Origin of the sequence: Saccharopolyspora sp. NPDC000359, assembly GCF_040300525.1 — a bacterium.
Lineage (GTDB): Bacteria > Actinomycetota > Actinomycetes > Mycobacteriales > Pseudonocardiaceae > Saccharopolyspora.
On sequence record NZ_JBEPDU010000014.1, the window covers coordinates 40,449 to 57,482 of the forward strand.

General features: G+C 71.2%; 13 protein-coding genes. 7 read left to right on the forward strand and 6 right to left on the reverse strand.

Annotated features, from left to right (window positions below):
* Positions 1 to 252 precede the first annotated feature (252 nt).
* Complete coding sequence (locus ABT324_RS11720) at positions 253 to 1,713, reverse strand: amino acid permease (protein ID WP_351175215.1); 1,461 nt, start codon at positions 1,711 to 1,713, stop codon at positions 253 to 255.
* 336 nt (positions 1,714 to 2,049) lie between these two features.
* Here ABT324_RS11720 and ABT324_RS11725 point away from each other — a divergent pair, with 336 nt between their 5' ends.
* The 4 genes from ABT324_RS11725 to ABT324_RS11740 all read left to right on the forward strand — a co-directional run bounded on the left by ABT324_RS11725 (position 2,050) and on the right by ABT324_RS11740 (position 6,289).
* Entirely contained in the window at positions 2,050 to 2,502 is a 453-nt protein-coding gene (locus tag ABT324_RS11725; protein ID WP_351175217.1) for a universal stress protein, read from the forward strand.
* Entirely contained in the window at positions 2,483 to 3,472 is a 990-nt protein-coding gene (locus ABT324_RS11730; RefSeq protein ID WP_351175219.1) for an adenylate/guanylate cyclase domain-containing protein, read from the forward strand. The genes ABT324_RS11725 and ABT324_RS11730 overlap by 20 nt, the downstream gene beginning before the upstream one ends.
* A gap of 193 nt (positions 3,473 to 3,665) precedes the next feature.
* Positions 3,666 to 5,045, forward strand: coding sequence for an FAD-binding oxidoreductase (locus ABT324_RS11735; RefSeq protein WP_351175221.1), 1,380 nt, complete (start codon positions 3,666 to 3,668; stop codon positions 5,043 to 5,045).
* Between the two features lie 14 nt (positions 5,046 to 5,059).
* Positions 5,060 to 6,289 carry a class I SAM-dependent methyltransferase gene (locus ABT324_RS11740; protein WP_351175223.1) on the forward strand — a complete coding sequence of 410 codons (1,230 nt, stop codon included), beginning with the start codon at positions 5,060 to 5,062 and terminating at the stop codon, positions 6,287 to 6,289.
* 369 nt (positions 6,290 to 6,658) lie between these two features.
* Here the strand turns inward: ABT324_RS11740 and ABT324_RS11745 are convergent, their stop codons facing one another.
* Complete coding sequence (locus ABT324_RS11745) at positions 6,659 to 8,053, reverse strand: lipase maturation factor family protein (protein ID WP_351175369.1); 1,395 nt, start codon at positions 8,051 to 8,053, stop codon at positions 6,659 to 6,661.
* A 100-nt stretch (positions 8,054 to 8,153) separates the two neighbouring features.
* On the opposite strand from ABT324_RS11745, the gene ABT324_RS11750 reads away from it, so the two are divergent.
* Positions 8,154 to 8,978, forward strand: a complete 825-nt coding sequence (locus ABT324_RS11750; protein WP_351175225.1) for a putative RNA methyltransferase — start codon at positions 8,154 to 8,156, stop codon at positions 8,976 to 8,978.
* A 3-nt stretch (positions 8,979 to 8,981) separates the two neighbouring features.
* On the opposite strand, the gene ABT324_RS11755 is transcribed toward ABT324_RS11750, so the two are convergent.
* The 4 genes from ABT324_RS11755 to ABT324_RS11770 form a co-directional block, all read right to left on the reverse strand.
* Positions 8,982 to 9,470: a winged helix-turn-helix transcriptional regulator gene (locus tag ABT324_RS11755; RefSeq protein WP_351175227.1), complete on the reverse strand. Its 489-nt coding sequence runs from the start codon at positions 9,468 to 9,470 to the stop codon at positions 8,982 to 8,984.
* A 109-nt stretch (positions 9,471 to 9,579) separates the two neighbouring features.
* Entirely contained in the window at positions 9,580 to 11,034 is a 1,455-nt protein-coding gene (locus ABT324_RS11760) for an aldehyde dehydrogenase (NADP(+)) (protein WP_502949726.1), read from the reverse strand.
* Positions 11,035 to 11,156: 122 nt separating this feature from the next.
* Positions 11,157 to 12,218: a cobalamin-independent methionine synthase II family protein gene (locus ABT324_RS11765; RefSeq protein ID WP_351175229.1), complete on the reverse strand. Its 1,062-nt coding sequence runs from the start codon at positions 12,216 to 12,218 to the stop codon at positions 11,157 to 11,159.
* 142 nt (positions 12,219 to 12,360) lie between these two features.
* Positions 12,361 to 13,710: an FAD-dependent oxidoreductase gene (locus ABT324_RS11770; RefSeq protein ID WP_351175231.1), complete on the reverse strand. Its 1,350-nt coding sequence runs from the start codon at positions 13,708 to 13,710 to the stop codon at positions 12,361 to 12,363.
* Positions 13,711 to 14,042: 332 nt separating this feature from the next.
* Between ABT324_RS11770 and ABT324_RS11775 the strand changes: the two genes are divergently transcribed.
* Both ABT324_RS11775 and ABT324_RS11780 read left to right on the forward strand, forming a co-directional pair.
* Positions 14,043 to 14,852, forward strand: coding sequence for an SAM-dependent methyltransferase (locus tag ABT324_RS11775; RefSeq protein ID WP_351175233.1), 810 nt, complete (start codon positions 14,043 to 14,045; stop codon positions 14,850 to 14,852).
* Positions 14,853 to 14,857: 5 nt separating this feature from the next.
* Complete coding sequence (locus ABT324_RS11780) at positions 14,858 to 16,951, forward strand: putative bifunctional diguanylate cyclase/phosphodiesterase (protein WP_351175235.1); 2,094 nt, start codon at positions 14,858 to 14,860, stop codon at positions 16,949 to 16,951.
* The last annotated feature ends 83 nt before the right edge of the window (positions 16,952 to 17,034 follow it).

The following is a 17,034-nucleotide window of genomic DNA, read 5'->3' on the forward strand; positions in this document are numbered from 1 at the left end:
CGGCAGGAACTTCGCGGAGGACCCTAAGCTGCCGAACGCCCGCAGCGCTGTGATCCACTGCACGCTGAGACGCAGCGAACACCGCTTGATCGATCGCGTCCCCACGTCCGGGTGCCCCAGGCCCGCAGTTTCAATTGAAACTGCGAACCCCAGCCACGCCGGATCGCAGTTTCAATTGAAACTGCGGAACGGCAGGACGCCGGACCGCGTGGGGTGGCCCGGCGTCCTGTGGGGTGGGTCAGGGGAGTCGGGTCACTCCTCCGGGGTGTCGGTGGCCTTGGTGCCAGCGGTGTTCAGCTTCGACTTGCGGTAGCCGTAGGCGAAGTAGATCACCAGGCCGATCGCGAACCAGACCGCGAAGCGCAGCCAGGTCACCGGGTCCAGGAAGGTGACCAGCCAGATCGAGAACGCGATGCCGATGACCGGCACGACCGGCATGCCCGGGCACTTGAAGCCGCGCGGCAGGTCGGGGCGCTTGTAGCGGAGCACGATCACCGCGGCGCACACGATCACGAACGCCAGCAGGATGCCGATGTTGGTCAGCTCGGCGGCCTCGCCGATCGGCAGCAGACCGGCGATCAGCGCGGAGGCGATGCCGATCAGCCAGGTGAACCGGCTCGGGACCTTGCGCACCGGGTGGGTCTTGGCGAACCACTCCGGCAGCAGCCCGTCGCGGCTCATCGCGAAGCCGACGCGGGTCACGCCGAGCATGAAGGTGAACAGCACGGTCAGGATGCCCAGGATCGCGCCGACCGCGATGACCGCGCCCAGCACCGGCAGGCCCACGTCGGCGAAGGCCGACGCGAACGCGCTCTCGGTGCTGATCTCCTGGAACGGGATCATGCCGGTCAGCACCAGGCAGGCCAGCACGTAGAGCACCATCGAGATGACCAGCGAGTACATGATCGCCTTCGGCATGTGCTTCTGGGCGTCCTTGGACTCCTCGGCCGCGGTGCTCATCGCGTCGTAGCCGAACACCGCGAAGAACACCGTCGCCGCCCCGGCGAACGCGCCGCCGATGCCGTACGGGAAGAACGGGTTGTAGTTGCCCGCGTCGATGTGGAACGCGCCGACCACGATCACCAGCAGGACCACGCCGACCTTCAGGTACACCAGGAAGGTCTCGAACCGGGCGGCGCTCTTCATGCCCTGGTTGAGGATGAAGGCGATCAGCAGGCACAGCAGGGCGGCGAACAGGTTGATCTTGTAGCTGCCGGGTGGTGCGGCGCCGTCCTCGGTGCCGGGGGCGCCCATCATCCACGCCGGTAGGTCGATGCCGAGGAAACCGACCAGCTCGTTGAAGTAGCCGGAGATGCCGATGGCGACCACCGCGACGATCGCGGTGTACTCCAGCAGCAGGTCCCAGCCGATCAGCCAGCCCACCACCTCGCCGAGCACGGCGTAGCCGTAGGTGTAGGCCGAACCAGCCTTGGGGATCATGCCCGCGAACTCCGCGTAGGAGAACGCGGCGGCCGCGCTGGCGATGCCGGCGATGAGGAACGAGATCAGCACCGCGGGGCCGGCCTTCTCGTTGGCCACCGCCCCGGCCAGCGAGAAGATCCCGGCACCGATGATGCCGCCGACGCCGATGGCGGTCAGCTGCCACAGTCCGAGCGACTTCTGCAGCCCACCACCGCCGGTGTCCTCGGTGATGGTGTCGATCGGCTTGCGGCGGAAGATCCCCCGCCCGGGTTGGAGCCTTGGTGCGGTCACGGTTCTACTCCTGGTGCTTCTTCATGCGCGAAAGGGTACGTACATGGCGTGATCCGGCCCGGCGAACGTCCCGCGCAACGTCGTCCGTGTCCTGCCTCACCAATTGGTTTGCACGTTGTTGGCGAAACCTACGCGGATGCGGTGCGTGATCATGTTGTGGGGTTGGATGAGAGTTCCTCGCGCAGTTTGGCCGATGGGACAAAACGGCCGGTCGAGGCGTGTCGGTCGGCTCACAGCTGGACGCGGCGCGTCGCGAACCGTGACTGGGCGGCGCCGCGATCGTTAAGGTTCACGCCGGTGCCAGGCCCAGGAACAGCCCAGGGAAGTGGGAGTGCGATGTCCAGTTACCGCACCGTCGTAGTCGGCACGGACGGCTCGGAGCCCTCGCTGCGGGCGGTGGCCCGCGCCGGGGCCGTCGCGAGCGACTCCGAAGCCCGGCTGGTGATCGTCTGCGCCTACTACCCGATGCCGACCCGCGAGGTCGAGCGGGCCAGCGACGAACTGGGTGACGAGGCGTTCCAGGTGGTCGGCTCGGCGCCCGCCGAGGCCACGCTGCGCGACGCCGTCGACGTCGCCCGCCGGGCGGGTGCGCACGCGGTGGACACCTCCGCCGCGGTCGGCGCGCCGATCGGGGTGCTGCTGGACGCCGCGGAGCAGGAGGCGGCCGACCTGCTGGTGGTGGGCAGCCGCGGATTGAACACGTTGAAGGGGCGCATCCTCGGGTCGGTGCCGTCCGAGGTGTCCCGTCGAGCGGAATGCGATGTGCTCGTTGTCCGGACCACGCGATAAGCCGACCGCGCGCGGCGACGAGCTGGAGCAGACCATCCTCGGTGGTGCGCCGCGCTTCACCAAGGCCCAGGTCGCCGAGGCTGCCGGGGTGCCGGTGCAGCGCGCCGAGCAGCTGTGGCAGGCGATGGGGTTCGCGCACGTCGACGACGCGGCCGTGGTGTTCACCGACGCCGACATCGCCGCGCTGCGCGCGCTGGTGGAGCTGGTCTCGGCGGAGGTGATCCCGCCCGAGCTGGAGTCGGCGGTGGCCCGCTCGCTGGCGCAGACGATGTCCCGGCTGGCCGAGTGGCAGGTCGGGATCTTCAAGTCGCTGCTGGGCGACAAGTTCGCGGTGGACGTCGAGACCACCGCCCAGGTCGCCTCGGTGATCCTGCCGGTGATGGAGCGGATGCAGGACTACGTGTGGCGGCGGCACCTGGCGGCGACGGCCTCGCGGGAGCTCGCCGAGCGCGACCCGGGCGCCGACGAGCGGGTCCAGGTGATCGGCTTCGCCGACCTGGTCGGCTACACCCGGCTGATCCGGGACTTCACCGAGCTGGAGCTGGCCCGGTTGATCGACGGCTTCGAGTCGCTGGCCGGGGCGGTGGTGGCGGAGAACCACGGCCGGGTCGTCAAGACCGTCGGCGACGAGGTGCTGTTCGTGACCGACACCGCCGCCGAGGCGGCCGAGATCGCGTTGAAGCTCAACGAGGAGATCGCCGAGGACGACCTGCTGCCGCCGCTGCGCATCGGGCTCGCGCAGGGCCCGGTGCTGGCCCGCTTCGGCGACGTCTACGGCTCGACGGTGAACATCGCCAGCCGGCTGACCTCGGTGGCCCGCCCGGCGTCGGCGCTGGTGGACCGCGAGCTGGCGGCGTCGCTGCGGGGGCACCCGGACTACCGGTTGATCCCGGTCGGCCCGACCAAGGTGCAGGGCTTCCGGGGGCTGCGCGCCTGGGCGCTGCGCCGCGCCGGGAATTCGTCCGTGTGATCGAAATCGCGACGAACTTGCTTGTCGCAAGCAAGTTCATCTGATATTGCCACCCGAGTGGTCGCCACCTGCGGTTATCGCGACCCCGACGGGTGGCGGGCCGGGCGTTTCTTCGGGTTTGCCGCTTCCCGGGTGGTGCCCAGCGGCCGAAAAGCGGGATGCCCGGGGGCAGCCCCGGCAATAGAGTCGAGGCATGGCGGATCGGGGATCAGTCGCGACACGCAGCCATTCCGACGATGTGGCCGCTCTGGTCGCGCAGTACGCGCGACTGCCCGCCGGGGCCCCGGTGCGGCTGGCCAAACCCACCTCCAATCTGTTCCGGTTCCGCGACCCCGCGGCGGGTCCGGGCCTGGACGTCGGCCGCTTCAACCGGGTGCTGGAGGTGGACACCGCCAATCGCACCGCGCAGGTGCAGGGCATGGCGACCTACGAGCAGATCGTGGACGCGCTGCTGCCGTCCGGGCACATCCCGCTGGTGGTGCCGCAGCTGAAGACGATCACGCTCGGCGGCGCGGTGGCCGGCCTCGGCATCGAGTCCAGCTCGTTCCGCAGCGGGTTGCCGCACGAGTCGGTGCGGGAGCTGGAGGTGCTCACCGGTTCGGGGGAGGTGGTGCGCGCCCGCCCGGACAACGAGCACGCCGAGCTGTTCCGCGGGTTCCCCAACTCCTACGGCACGCTGGGCTACTCGCTGCGGCTGGAGATCGAGCTGGAGCGGGTCCGCCCCTACGTCCGGCTGGAGCACGTGCGGTTCGGCACGGCCAGGGAGTGCGCTGACGCGATCGCGCAGATCTGCCGCGACCGGAGCTACGACGGCCGCCCGGTGGACTTCCTCGACGGGACCGCCTTCAACGCCCGCGAGCAGTACCTGACCATCGGGTCCTATGTGGACGAGGCGCCGCGCACCAGCGACTACACCGGCCAGCAGGTCTACTACCGCTCGATCCAGCAGCGGCGCACCGACCACCTGACCACCCACGACTACCTGTGGCGCTGGGACACCGACTGGTTCTGGTGCTCGCGCGCGTTCGGCGCGCAGCACCCGCTGGTGCGGCGGCTCTGGCCGCGGCGCTACCGCCGCTCCGACGTCTACCGCCGCATCGTGGCCTGGGACCGGCGGCACGCGCTGACCGACCGGCTCGCCGTGCTGCGCGGCCGGGGCCTCAACGAGCCGGTGATCCAGGACGTGGAGATCCCGGTCGACCGGCTGCCGGAGTTCCTGGAGTTCTTCCACCGCGACATCGGTATCTCCCCGGTCTGGCTGTGCCCGGTGCAGCTGCGCGACGCCAAGGGCTGGCCGCTGTACCCGATGGACCCGGACGTGCTCTACGTCAACGTCGGGTTCTGGTCCACCGTGCCGCTGCGCCGGGGGGAAGCGCCGGGGCGGCACAACAGGGCGATCGAGCGCGTGGTGACCGAGCTGGACGGCCACAAGTCCCTGTACTCCAACTCCTACTTCACCGAAGAGGAGTTCTGGCGGCTCTACAACCAACCCGCCTACCAGCAGCTCAAGGAGCGCTACGACCCGCAGCGCCGACTACCCGGGCTGTACGAGAAGTGCGTTCGGGAGAAGTGAAAGGGGATTCGCCGATGGGCTGGGCAGAGGTGTTCGCGCGCGTCCTCGGGGGCGAGGCCCCGGTGGAGATCAGCGCTTTCGACGGCAGCCGGACCGGACCACCGGGCGCTGCGGTCCACGTGGAGGTCCGCTCCCCGCTGGCGCTCTCGCACCTGGCCGCGGCACCCGGCGAGCTCGGCCTGGCCCGCGCCTACGTCAGCGGGGCGCTCGAGGTGCACGGCGACATGTACACCGCGCTGGCCGCGTTCCCCTCGGTGGCGCTGGAGGAGATCCCGCCGAGCCTGCGCCGCGAACTGCTGGTGAAGCTGGCCGGGTACCGCCTGTGGTGGCCGGTCCGCCCGCCGGCGGTCGAGCACCGGCCGCGCGGGTGGCGGCACTCGAAGCGCCGCGACAGCAAGTCGGTCTCCTACCACTACGACGTGTCCAACCGGTTCTACGAGTGGGTGCTGGGGCCGTCGATGGCCTACACCTGCGCGGTGTACCCCGCGGCGACGTCTACATTGGAGGAAGCGCAGTTCGTCAAGCACGACCTGGTGGCCCGCAAGCTCGGGCTGCGGGAAGGCATGCGGCTGCTCGACGTGGGGTGCGGTTGGGGCGGCATGGTGATGCACGCCGCCGAGCACCACGGGGTCCGCGCGCTGGGCGTGACGCTGTCCCGGCAGCAGGCGCAGTGGGCGCAGAAGGCCATCGCCGAGCGCGGGCTGGCCGACCTGGCCGAGGTGCGCCACCTGGACTACCGCGACGTCGCCGAGTCCGGCTTCGACGCGGTCAGCTCGATCGGCCTCACCGAGCACATCGGGCTGGCGCAGCTGCCGTCGTACTTCTCGTTCCTGCGCGACAAGCTGGTGCCTGGTGGGCGGTTGCTCAACCACTGCATCACCCGGCCCGACGGCAGCTTCGGCGCGCGGCCGGGCAAGTTCATCGGCCGCTACGTCTTCCCGGACGGGGAGCTGGAGCCGGTGGGGACCCTGGTGTCGGCGATGAACGACAACGGCTTCGAGGTGCGCCACGAGGAGAACCTGCGCGAGCACTACGCCCTGACCCTGGCGGGCTGGTGCGAGAACCTGGAGGAGCACTGGGACGAGGCGGTCGCGGAGGTCGGCCTCGAGCGGGCGCGCGTGTGGCGGCTGTACATGGCGGCCTGCCGCCTGGGCTTCGAGCGCAACGTCGTCCAGCTGCACCAGGTGCTGGGCGTCCGCCTCGACGGCACCGAGGCGCACTACCCGCTCCGCCCGACCTGGTGACCACGCCCGTCCGTGACCACCGCACCGGAGTCCCACGACACCACGAGGGCACCTACCCACCCGCAGGTGCCCCTCGTCAAACCACAGTTTCAGTTGAAACTGTAACTAGGCCGAGCCTCTCGTTGACCACAGTTTCAGTTGAAACTGTAACTCGGACGGGCCTCTCGTTGACCACAGTTTCAGTTGAAACTGTGCTCCTCGGCGTGTCGTACGTCCGACACGCCGAGGAGTGTCGGGACCTCCCGCCATTTCGATGGAAATCATCTGATTTCCGTTGGAATCGCACACACCACCGGTGGAACTCCCCTCGAAACCGCGGATCTCCGGCGGATCTCGCCTGGCGGCGCACGCTCCGGAGGGTGGGGCCCGTCAGGGGAGGTCGTCGAGGGTGAGTGGGGGGACGAAGTCGCCGACGCGGGTTCTGATCCAGTAGGCGCCGGTCTCACGCCGCTCGGCGCGGGTGGTGAAGCGGTAGCGGTAGAAGTCCGCGCGGACCAGCAGCGGCGGCTGGTCGGGGAACGGGTTGTGCCGCAGCAGGCGCAGGACATGCTCGTCGTTGCGCAGGAGCGCCCTCACCAGGCCTGGCAGCCACGCCCGGCCATAGGACGGGGACAGCGCGAGGAACCACATCAGCCAGTCCAACCGCAGGTGGTAGGGCGCGACCTGCGGCGGTCGGCGGTGCGGGTCGCCGGGCTTGCCCTTGAACCCGTACTCCCGCCACTCCCCGCCGACCTCGGCGGCGCCCTCCACCACCACCTCGTAGCGGGTGCGGGTGATGCTGCCGAACGCGCCGTAGGTGTTGCCCAGGTGCAGCTTGTTGAAGCTGCGGTTCATCACCTGGCGCTTGCCGATCATGTTGCGCACCGGCCAGTAGCTCAGCACCACGAACGCCGCCGCCAGCACCATCACCAGCACGGCGAACCACGGCGGCAGCCCGGCCGCCGGTGGGGAAGGGGCCGGGACGGCCACCGCGGAGCAGGCCAGCGTGATGGTCAGCAGGTTCAGCCAGGCGAAGTTCCCGCTGAGCACCAACCAGCCCTGCGTCACCACCACGACCAGGGCGGCCGCGGTGGCGACCGGCTGCGGTGCGAACAGCAGGAACGGCACCACGAGCTGGGTGAAGTGGTTGGCCAGCACCTCGACCCGGTGCAGCGGCCGAGGCAGGTGGTGGAACCAGCGGCTCAGCGGACCGGGCATCGGCTGGGTCTCGTGGTGGTAGTGCAGCGCGGTGAGGTCGCGCCAGCAGGAGTCGCCGCGCACCTTGATCAGCCCGGCGCCGAACTCCACCCGGAACAGCAGCCAGGTCAGCAACCACAGCACCAGCGTCGGCGGCGCGATCTCGGCGGGTCCCAGGAAGATCGCCAGGAAACCGGCCTCCAGCAACAGTGATTCCCAGCCGAAGGCGTACCAGACCTGCCCGACGTTGACGATCGAGAGGTACAGCAGCCACAGCAGCGTCCACAGCGCGAGCCACGCCCACAGCGGCGCCAGGTCGGCGACCATCGCGAGCACGCTGCCGACCACGCCGACCCAGCACGCGCCCGCGTAGAAGCGGTCGGAGTAGTGCAGGTGGAACAGGCTGGGCGAGGCCCGGAACGGGACGCGCGCCAGGAAGCGGGGGATGGGGGTCAGCCCGCGCTCGCCGAGCAGCCCGCGGAACTGCCGCAGCGCGCTGACGAAGCCGAGCAGGTAGGTGAGGGCGACCAGGTGCGAGACCGCGAACCGCGCTGCCCAGTAGTCGGGGGCTGCCGCCCATTCCCACATCCGCACCCACCGCCTTCGCCGTCCGCGGTCGCCTCACCGGGGTAGCCGCGCGAGGCCGCTCCTACAATCGCCTACCGACGATGCGGTGTGGAGGGCTGGCGTGCTGGACGACGTGGTGGCGGTGCTGGCCTGCCCGCATTGCGGTGCCGACCTGGACCGGAGCGGCAACAGCCTGCGCTGCGCGGCGAACCACGTGTTCGACGTCGCCCGCCAGGGCTACGTGAGCCTGCTGCCCGGGGGGACGAAGGTCGTCGGGGACACCGCCGCGATGGTGGCGGCCCGCGCGGACTTCCTGGCCGCGGGCCACTACGCGCCGATCGCCGACGCGGTGACCGAGGAGCTCGCCGACGTCGCGGGCTGCGTGGTCGACATCGGTGCCGGGACCGGCTACTACCTCGCCCGCGCCCTGGGGGACTCGGACCGGGTCGGGCTCGCCCTGGACGTCTCCAAGTACGCGAGCCGCCGCGCGGCCAAGGCCCACCCGCGCATGGGTGCCGCAGTCGCCGACGCCTGGCAGCGGCTGCCGGTGCGCACGGGCGCCGCGGGGGGTCTGCTCAACGTCTTCGCGCCCCGCAACGCGGCGGAGATGCACCGGGTACTGAGCCCGGGAGGGCGGCTCGTGGTCGTCGTGCCGAACGGCGACCACCTGGCGGACCTGGTGTCGGCGCTCGGCCTGCTCACCGTCGACGAGCGCAAGCAGGAGCGCCTGACCGGGCAGCTCGCCGACCACTTCGACCTGGTCTCGCAGCGGCCCTGCGTGTTCCCGCTGTCTTTGGAAGCGGCGGAAGCCGAAGCGGTGGTCGCGATGGGCCCCAGCGCCTGGCACGCGGACCCGGGAGCCCTCCGCGCCCGGATCGCCGCCCTTCCGCAACCGCTCAGCCCGACGGCGTCGGTCACCATCGCGACCTACCGCCCCAAGCGCTGACGGTCAGGCGAGTTCGGCTTCGTAGGCGGCCTGCAGGCGGTCGAAGACCGACCCGGCGCCTTCCGCGCGTGGGATGCCCAGGTGCTGTTCGCGCAGCTCGTCCATGAACTCCGCCCACAGCTCGGGCCCGCCGCGCTCGAGCAGTTCCGCGCGGATCGACAGCTCACGCGTCACCGGCAGGTGGCGGCGCCCCCAGGCGGCGAGGTGGACCAGCACCGGGACCAGCTGGATCGCTGGCTCGGTGAGGCTGTAGATCACCTTTTGTTTGTGGCTGGGGTCGGCGGCCTTGGACACCAGGCCGTGCTCGGTGAGGCGCTGCAGCCGGGCGGCGAGGATGTTGGAGGCGATGCCCTCCTCGGAGCGGTGCAGCAGCTCGCGGAAGTGCCGGCGGTTGCCGAACATCAAGTCCCGGATGACCACCAGCGACCACTTGTCGCCGAGGACCTCCACGGCGAGGTTGATCGGGCACCCCGACCGGTGCTCGTCCTTCACGGCTCCTCCCGCTGTCCCCCGGACTGCTCGCAGGCCGCACCCGGTTCCGACCAGGCTACTACCGGTTGCGCCCTGCAAGCTGATCCGGATCACCGGAGGGCCGCGCCGGTCACCCCGGTTCGTGCCGGGTCTGGGGAATGCCCCAGGGGTTGGCGTCCTGGAGGGGTTCCGGGAGGAGGTGCTGGGGGACGTCCTGGTAGGTCACCGGGCGGAGGAAGCGGTCGATGGCCGCCGTGCCCACCGAGGTGAAGCGGGCGTCGGTCGTCGCCGGGTAGGGGCCGCCGTGCTGCATCGCGGGGGAGACCGCGACGCCCGTGGGCCAGCCGTTGAACAGCAGGCGGCCCGCTCGGTCGCGCAGGCGGCCCACCAGGCTCGCGGCGAACTCCGCGTCGTCGTCCTCGGCGTGCAGGGTCGCCGTCAGGTTGCCCTCGAACGCCTCGGCCGCGCGGCGCGCCTCGTCCTCGGAGGCGTAGGTGACCACGATGGACAGTGGGCCGAAGACCTCCTCCAGCAGGGCTTCCCGGTTGGCCAGCAGCGTGTCGACGTCGGTGGTCAGCAGGGTCGGCGCGGCACCGTCGTCGACGCTGCCCTCGGCGAGCACCCGCACGCCCGGGACCCCGGTCACCGCCGCGCGGCGGGTGCAGTAGCCCTCGTGCAGGCGGTCGTTGAGCAGCTGGTGCGCCGTGACCGCCTCGGACTCCGCAGCCAGCACCTCGTCCAGGCCGTGGTCGGCGGGCAGGAACAGCAGGCCCGGCTTGGTGCACAGCTGGCCCGCGTTGCCCGAGTACGACGTCACGTAGCCCTTGGCGATCTCCTCGCCGCGGGTCCGGACCGCGCCGGGGGTGGCGAAGACCGGGTTGAGGCTGCCCAGCTCGCCGAAGAACGGGATCGGGGTCGGGCGGGAGTGGGCGATGTCGAACAGTGCCCGACCGGCCGTGACCGACCCGGTGAAGGCCGCCGCCCTGATCCGGGGGTCGCGCAGCGCCACCGTCCCGGTCTCGAGGCCGAACACCACGTGGAAAACCCCGTCCGGGGCACCGGATCCGGCCAGTGCACCGGTGATGATCTCGCCGGTGCGCGCGGACAGGCGCGGGTGCCCCGGGTGCGCCTTGAGCACCACCGGGCAGCCCGCCGCGAGCGCCGAGGCGGTGTCGCCACCGGCGACGGAGAACGCGAACGGGAAGTTGCTGGCGGCGAACACCAGCACCGGGCCCACCGGCACCAGCACGCGGCGCAGGTCGGGCTTGGCGCCCAGTGGGAACCCGGCGTCCGCGCTGTCCACAGTGGCCTGCAGGTAGCCGCCGTCGTCGAGCACGTCGGCGAACAGGCGCAGCTGGAAGGTGGTGCGCTTGAGCTCGCCGGTCAACCGCCCCTCGCCCAGGTGGGATTCGGCCATGGCCAGCGGCACGAGCTCACCGGCCGCCGCGTCGAGCGCGTCGGCGACCGCGCGGACCTGCCGGGCGCGGGTGGCGGGGGATTGGGCGCCGAACGCCTCGGCGGCGTCGGCGGCCCGCTGCAGGGCGGTGTCGAGTTCGGCTGGCGTGGTGTCCGGGATCTCGGTCAACGTGCCCGTCCTTCGCGCGGTGCGTGCGGCGTTCTCCCGACACCGTAGTACGCACCCGGCTGGTCGGACGACGTTCGGCGGTGGAGGGCGCTCCGGAGGTGCCCCCCCCACCGCGCGGGGGATCAGCCGCCGAGGGCCTCGGCGGCGAGGGCGGTGCCCGCGACGCGGGCCTCGATCTTGGCGAAGGCGATGTCGCGCGAGGTGGAGGTGTCGTCCCCGAACGGGGAGAAGCCGCAGTCGTCGCAGGTGCCGAGCCGGTCGGCGGGCAGGTGGCGGGCCGCGTCGAGCACCCGGTCGCGCACCTGCTCCGGGCTTTCGACGACCGGGTCGATTGGGTCGGTGACGCCGACGAACACCCGGCTGTCCTCGGGCAGGTGCCGGGCGATGGTGCCGAGCACGCGCTCGGGGTCCTGCTCGTTGGCCAGCTGGACGTAGAAGTTCCCGACCTGCAGGCGGAAGAGCTCGGGCAGCAGCTCCGCGTAGTCCACGTCCAGGCTGTGCGTGGAGTCCAGGTCCCCGCCCGGGCAGGTGTGCACCCCGAGCCGCGCCCGCTCGTCGGCGCTGAACCGGCCCAACACCTCGTTGTTGAGCGCGACGAAGTCCCGGAGCAGCCCGCCCGAGGGGTCGAGCTTGAGCGAGAGCCGCCCCTCGGTGAAGTCCAGCTGGACCCGGTGCGCGCCCGCCTCCAGGCAACCGCGGATGTCGGCCTCGGCCTCGTCGGCGAGGTCGCTGATGAAGTCCTCGCGGGAGTAGCCGTCGAGCGGCTCGGCGGGGTAGAGCAGGCTCAGCGCGGAGGGGGCGATGACCGCCTGCTTGACCGGCAGGTCGGTGTGGCGCCGGGCGGCGCGCAGGTAGGTCTCGGCGCGGGTCCCGTAGCGGAACGGCCCGGCGGTCAGGTGGGGGAGCTGCCGGGTGTGCCCGTCGGCGAAGGGGATGACCGCGCCGTCCGGGGCGAGGTCGAGCCCGGTGAGCGGGTAGGTGGCGAAGCTCGGCTTGGCCTGCTCGCCGTCGACCACGACGGGGCAGCCCAGCGCGGACAGCTTCGCGATCGTGTCGGCGGTGGCCTGCTCCTGGAGCTCGCTGAGCTCCGCGTCGCCGAGCCGCCCGGCGGCGTGCTCGGCGACTGCGGTCTGCAGCGAGCCGGGGCGGGGGATGCTGCCGATGGGTTCAGTGGGGATGATCATGCGTGGACGATAGGGACGCCCACCTGCCGCGCTCGCGGTCCTTCACCCGCGTGCGCGCGCACCCAGCGAGGATTTCACCCGACCAGCCCAGCAGCGCGGAGGGCGCCTCCGGTGGCCGGAGACGCCCTCCACCGGGCAGCGGTCACTCCGCGCGGGAGATGCGGACCATCTCGTCGCGGGGGACGACCTTGATGCGCTCGCGGCCCTGGGCCTCGCCGAGCGCCTTCTCGTGGGCGTCCAGGCGGCCCCAGCCCTCCCACGTGGTGTACTGCACGCCGCGGTCCTCGAGCAGCCGCAGGATGCTGTCGGCCGCGGGCTCCTCCGCCTCCGGCAGCGACTCCAGGTCGGCGAGCAGGTTGTTGATGGTCTCCAGCGCGTCGCCCTTGGTGTGGCCGATCAGGCCCACCGGGCCGCGCTTGATCCAGCCCGTGGTGTAGACGCCCCGGAGGTGCTCGCCGTCCAGGTCCAGCACCCGGCCGCCCTCGTTGGGCACCGTGCCGGAGGCGTGGTCGAACGGGATGTCCGCCAGCGGCGAGCTCAGGTAGCCCACCGCGCGGTAGACCTGCTGCACCGGGTAGGTCTCGTACTCGCCGGTGCCGCGCACCCCGCCGTCGCCGGTGAGCTCCATGACCTCGACCTTGAAGCCCTCGACCCGGTCGGTGCCCAGCACCTCGACCGGGGAGCGCAGGAAGTGCAGGTGCAGCCGGCGCGGGGTGTCGTGCTTCGGGTCGCGCAGCGCCCAGTCCTGCAGCGTCTTGACGATCGTCTTGACCTGGTTGTTGGTGCGGATCGACTCTTCGCTGGCCTCGTCGAGCTCGAAGCCCTCCGGGTGCACGATGATCTCCACGCCGTCCTGGTGGTCGAGCTCGCGCAGCTCCAGCGGGGTGAACTTGGCCTGCGCCGGACCACGCCGGGCGAACAGGTGTACGTCGGTGACCTTGGAGTCCTGCAGGCCGCGGTGCACGTTGTCCGGGATCTCGGTGCGCAGCAGGTCGTCGGCCTGCTTGGCCAGCACGCGGGCGACGTCCAGCGCCACGTTCCCGGCGCCGATCACCGCGACGTGCTCGCCGTCCAGCGTCCAGTCGCGCGGCGCCTCCGGGTAGCCGTCGTACCAGTAGACGAAGTCGGCCGCGCCGTAGCTGTGCGGCAGGTCGATGCCGGGGATGTCCAGCGGGCGGTCCTTGTCCGCGCCGGTGGCGAAGATGACCGCGTCGTAGTGCTGCCGCAGGTCCTCCAGCTTGAGGTCCACGCCGTAGTCGATGTGCCCGAGGAAGCGGATCTCCGGCTTCTCCAGCACCCGGTGCAGCGCGCTGACGATGCCCTTGATGCGCGGGTGGTCGGGAGCCACGCCGTAGCGGATCAGACCGTAGGGCGCGGGCATCCGGTCCAACAGGTCGATCTCGACCGGTGTCTCGGACTTGGTCAGGATGTCGGCCGCGTACACACCGGCCGGTCCGGCACCGACGATCGCTACCCGCAGTGGGCGAGACATCGCATCTCCTCCTACTCCGCACCGCGCCGAACGGTCCTCGGCCGACCCGGAGTGCTCGCTGACTTGCCCATGCGACTGGGCTGGTGGACGACGTCCACCAAGACGTCACCAAGCTTAGGTAGCCCTTACCCGGGATCCCGGGATGCGGACGGTGACAATGCTCATATCGAGGCATCAAGATCGTTTCTCTTATACGCTGAGTGCGTGACTCGATGCGGCGGGTGACAGTAGGATCGCCGCTTGATCAACGTTCCGGTCGCGGTGGACGCCTCGCTCGAACACGCAGAGATGATCTCGGGGCCGGGCGGACCAACGGCTGGAGGTCAGGCGAGATGCAGCAGCGGCCGGAGTGGATCCCCGACGGAGTCGACCTGGAGAAGCCCAGCGCGGCGAGGTGCTACGACTTCTACTTAGGTGGCGCGTACAACTTCGAGGTCGACCGCGAGCTGGGCCGCAAGGCCCTGCAGGTGGTGCCCCACCTCAAGGAGATCGCGGTGAACAACCGCGCCTTCCTGCGCCGCGCGGTGCGCTACTGCCTGGACCAGGGGATCAGGCAGTTCCTGGACATCGGGTCCGGGATCCCCACCGCGGGCAACGTGCACGAGATCGTCCACTCGGTGGACCCGGAGGCCCGCGTGGTCTACGTGGACAACGAACCGGTCGCGGTCGCGCACAGCCGCTCCATCCTGGAGGGTGTGGAGGGGGCCAGCATCGTGCAGGCCGACCTGCTGGACGTGGCGGGCGTCCTGGACGCGCCGGAAACGCGCCGGATGCTCGACTTCTCGGAACCCATCGCCATCATGATGGTGGCGCTGGTGCACTTCGTGCCCGACAGCAGCAAGCCGCGCGAGGTGATCCGCCACTACTACGAGCACCTCCCGGTCGGCAGCCACATCGGCTTCTCGCACGTCACGGGGGACCACCACAGGGAGGGCGTGGAGGGGTTGGTCAAGCTCTACGAGAACAGCATCAACCCGGTCACGCTGCGCACCCGCGACGAGGTGGCCGAGCTGATCAGCGACTTCCAGCTCGTCGAGCCGGGCGTGGTCTACGTCCCCGACTGGCGGCCGGACACCCAGGAGGACGTTTGGGAGCACCCGGAGCGGTCCATCGTCTACGGCGCCGTCGGGCGCAAGGTGTGAGCTCCGTGCCGAACCGGGCGCCGGTACACGACGAGCTGGTCAAGGAGTGGGCTCGCCGGGTCATCTACACCAGCTACGTCGCGATGGGGCGTCCCGAGCTCGAGCACTTCCTGGCGGACTGCCTGGACGACCTGCTCGCCGCGCTCGACGGTGGTCCGGTCGCCCGCGCCACCAGGGTCGGGCAGCGCCTGGTCGACGTGCACTTCACCAACTCCGAGGCGCTGTCCCGCACGCTCCAGCACCTGGCGGCAGGGCTGGCGAAGATCCGCGCCACGGACCCGGTGCGCCTGACCGAGGTGCTCAGCGAGCTGGCCGCCGGGTACGCCGGGGCGCTGCGCGAGCAGACCCTGGCCCAGCAGGCGTTGATCCAGCGCGCGGCGTCGGCCGCCCGCGACGCCGCCGAGGAGGCGCTGCGCGCCAGCGAAGCCCGCTCCCGCGCCGTGGTCATCTCCTCCGCGCTGGGCATCGCCGTGGTCCGGCTGGACGGCTGCATCGAGGAGGCCAACGCCGCCATGCGCCGCATCTTCCGGCGCGGCGAGGAGGAGCTGGTCGGGCGCAGCATCTTCGAGCTGGCCGACGAGGAGTGGCTCGGGGAGCTGCGGGCCGCCAACGAGAACCTGATCAGCGCCAGCGACGACCGCTACCAGCTGGACACCCGGTTCACCGCGCCGGACGGCTCGCACGTGTGGACCCAGCTGTCCGCCTCGCTGGTGCGCGACGCCCGCGGCGAACCCGAGTACCAGGTGGTGCTCTACGAGGACATCACCGACCGGCACATGCTCCAGGAGCAGTTCCGGCGGCAGGCCGTGCAGGATCCGCTCACCGGGCTGGCCAACCGGACCCGCCTGCAGTCCAGCCTGGACAAGGCGCTGGAGGAGACCACGCCCGGGCGGCGGGTCGGGCTGTGCTACTTCGACCTGGACGGGTTCAAGGCGGTCAACGACAGCCTCGGCCACCCGATCGGCGACCAGCTGCTGCGCACCGTCGCCCAGCGGTTGCAGGGGGCGGCGCAGGGCGCCCTGGCCGCGCGGATGGGCGGTGACGAGTTCGTCGTCCTGGTGCCCGACACGACCGGAGCCAACGACCTGGTCTCCCTGGTCGAGGTGCTGCTGGCCGAGATCACCAAACCGGTGCGCATCGGCTCCCACGAGCTCAGCGCCTCGGCCAGCGTCGGGGTGGTGGAGCGCCCGGTCGCCGGGGCTGACGCGGAGTCGCTGCTGCGCGACGCCGACATCACCCTCTACCGGGCCAAGCAGGACGGGCGGGCCCAGTGGGTGCTGTTCGACCCGGAGCGCAACGCGGTCGCCCGCGACCGGTTCCGGCTCTCCGCCGAGCTGCCCGCCGCGATCGAGCAGTACGAGCTGTTCGTCGAGTACAGCCCGATCGTCGACCTGCGGACCGGCCGGTACGTCGGGGCCGCCTCCAACATCCGCTGGGACCACCCGGACTTCGGCGAGCTCGGCGAGGAGGACTTCCTCGCGCTGGCCGAGGAGACCGGGTTGATCACCCGGCTCGGCAGCTGGGCCCTGGAGCAGGTCTGCGAGCACGCGGCGCGCTGGGCGCAGCAGCTCGGTGAGCGGGCCCCGGCCGCCGCGGTGCGCCTGTCACCGCGGCACCTGCGCGACCCCGAGCTGGTCGGCGACGTGCAGCGCGTCCTGCGCACCACCGGGCTGCCGCCTGGCCAGCTGGCGTTCGGGCTGCCCGAGTCCGCCCTGTTCGACCCGCAGGGCGACGCCGAGGACGTGCTGGAGATCTTCGCCGACATGGGCCTGCGGCTGTGCGTCTACGAGTTCGGCGAGGACTACGCCCGGATGCGCCGGCTGGCGGACCTGCCGCTGGGCTCGGCGCGCATCGAGGGCCCGCACCTGGACAGCTTCAGCGACCCGGACGGCCCCGCCCCGCTGGACGAGCACCTCGTGGCGGCCGCCTGCGGCGCGGCGGAGCTGCTCGGCCTGCCGGTCTGCGCGGCTGGCGTGCGGGACGAGCTGCAGGTCAGCCGCCTGCGCGAGTGGGGTGTGCTGCTGGCCATGGGGCCGTTCACCGGCGGCCTGGTCTCGGCCACCGAGCTGGCCGAACTGGTCCTGGAGCAGCCCGGCTGACTGCGGGTGGCGGCCGAAAACCGTCCGCGACCAGCCGATAGCATCGGGATGCGAAGCGTGTCCGCGCCGGTCGGCGACCGGCC

Bases quoted from the DNA above. Each gene is read 5' to 3' on its own strand.
- ABT324_RS11740 (WP_351175223.1), top strand. From the start codon at position 5,060: ATGGGCTGGGCAGAGGTGTTCGCGCGCGTCCTCGGGGGCGAGGCCCCG.
- ABT324_RS11735 (WP_351175221.1), top strand. From the start codon at position 3,666: ATGGCGGATCGGGGATCAGTCGCGACACGCAGCCATTCCGACGATGTG.
- ABT324_RS11765 (WP_351175229.1), bottom strand. From the start codon at position 12,218: ATGATCATCCCCACTGAACCCATCGGCAGCATCCCCCGCCCCGGCTCG.
- ABT324_RS11745 (WP_351175369.1), bottom strand. From the start codon at position 8,053: ATGTGGGAATGGGCGGCAGCCCCCGACTACTGGGCAGCGCGGTTCGCG.
- ABT324_RS11725 (WP_351175217.1), top strand. From the start codon at position 2,050: ATGTCCAGTTACCGCACCGTCGTAGTCGGCACGGACGGCTCGGAGCCC.
- ABT324_RS11770 (WP_351175231.1), bottom strand. From the start codon at position 13,710: ATGTCTCGCCCACTGCGGGTAGCGATCGTCGGTGCCGGACCGGCCGGT.
- ABT324_RS11775 (WP_351175233.1), top strand. From the start codon at position 14,043: ATGCAGCAGCGGCCGGAGTGGATCCCCGACGGAGTCGACCTGGAGAAG.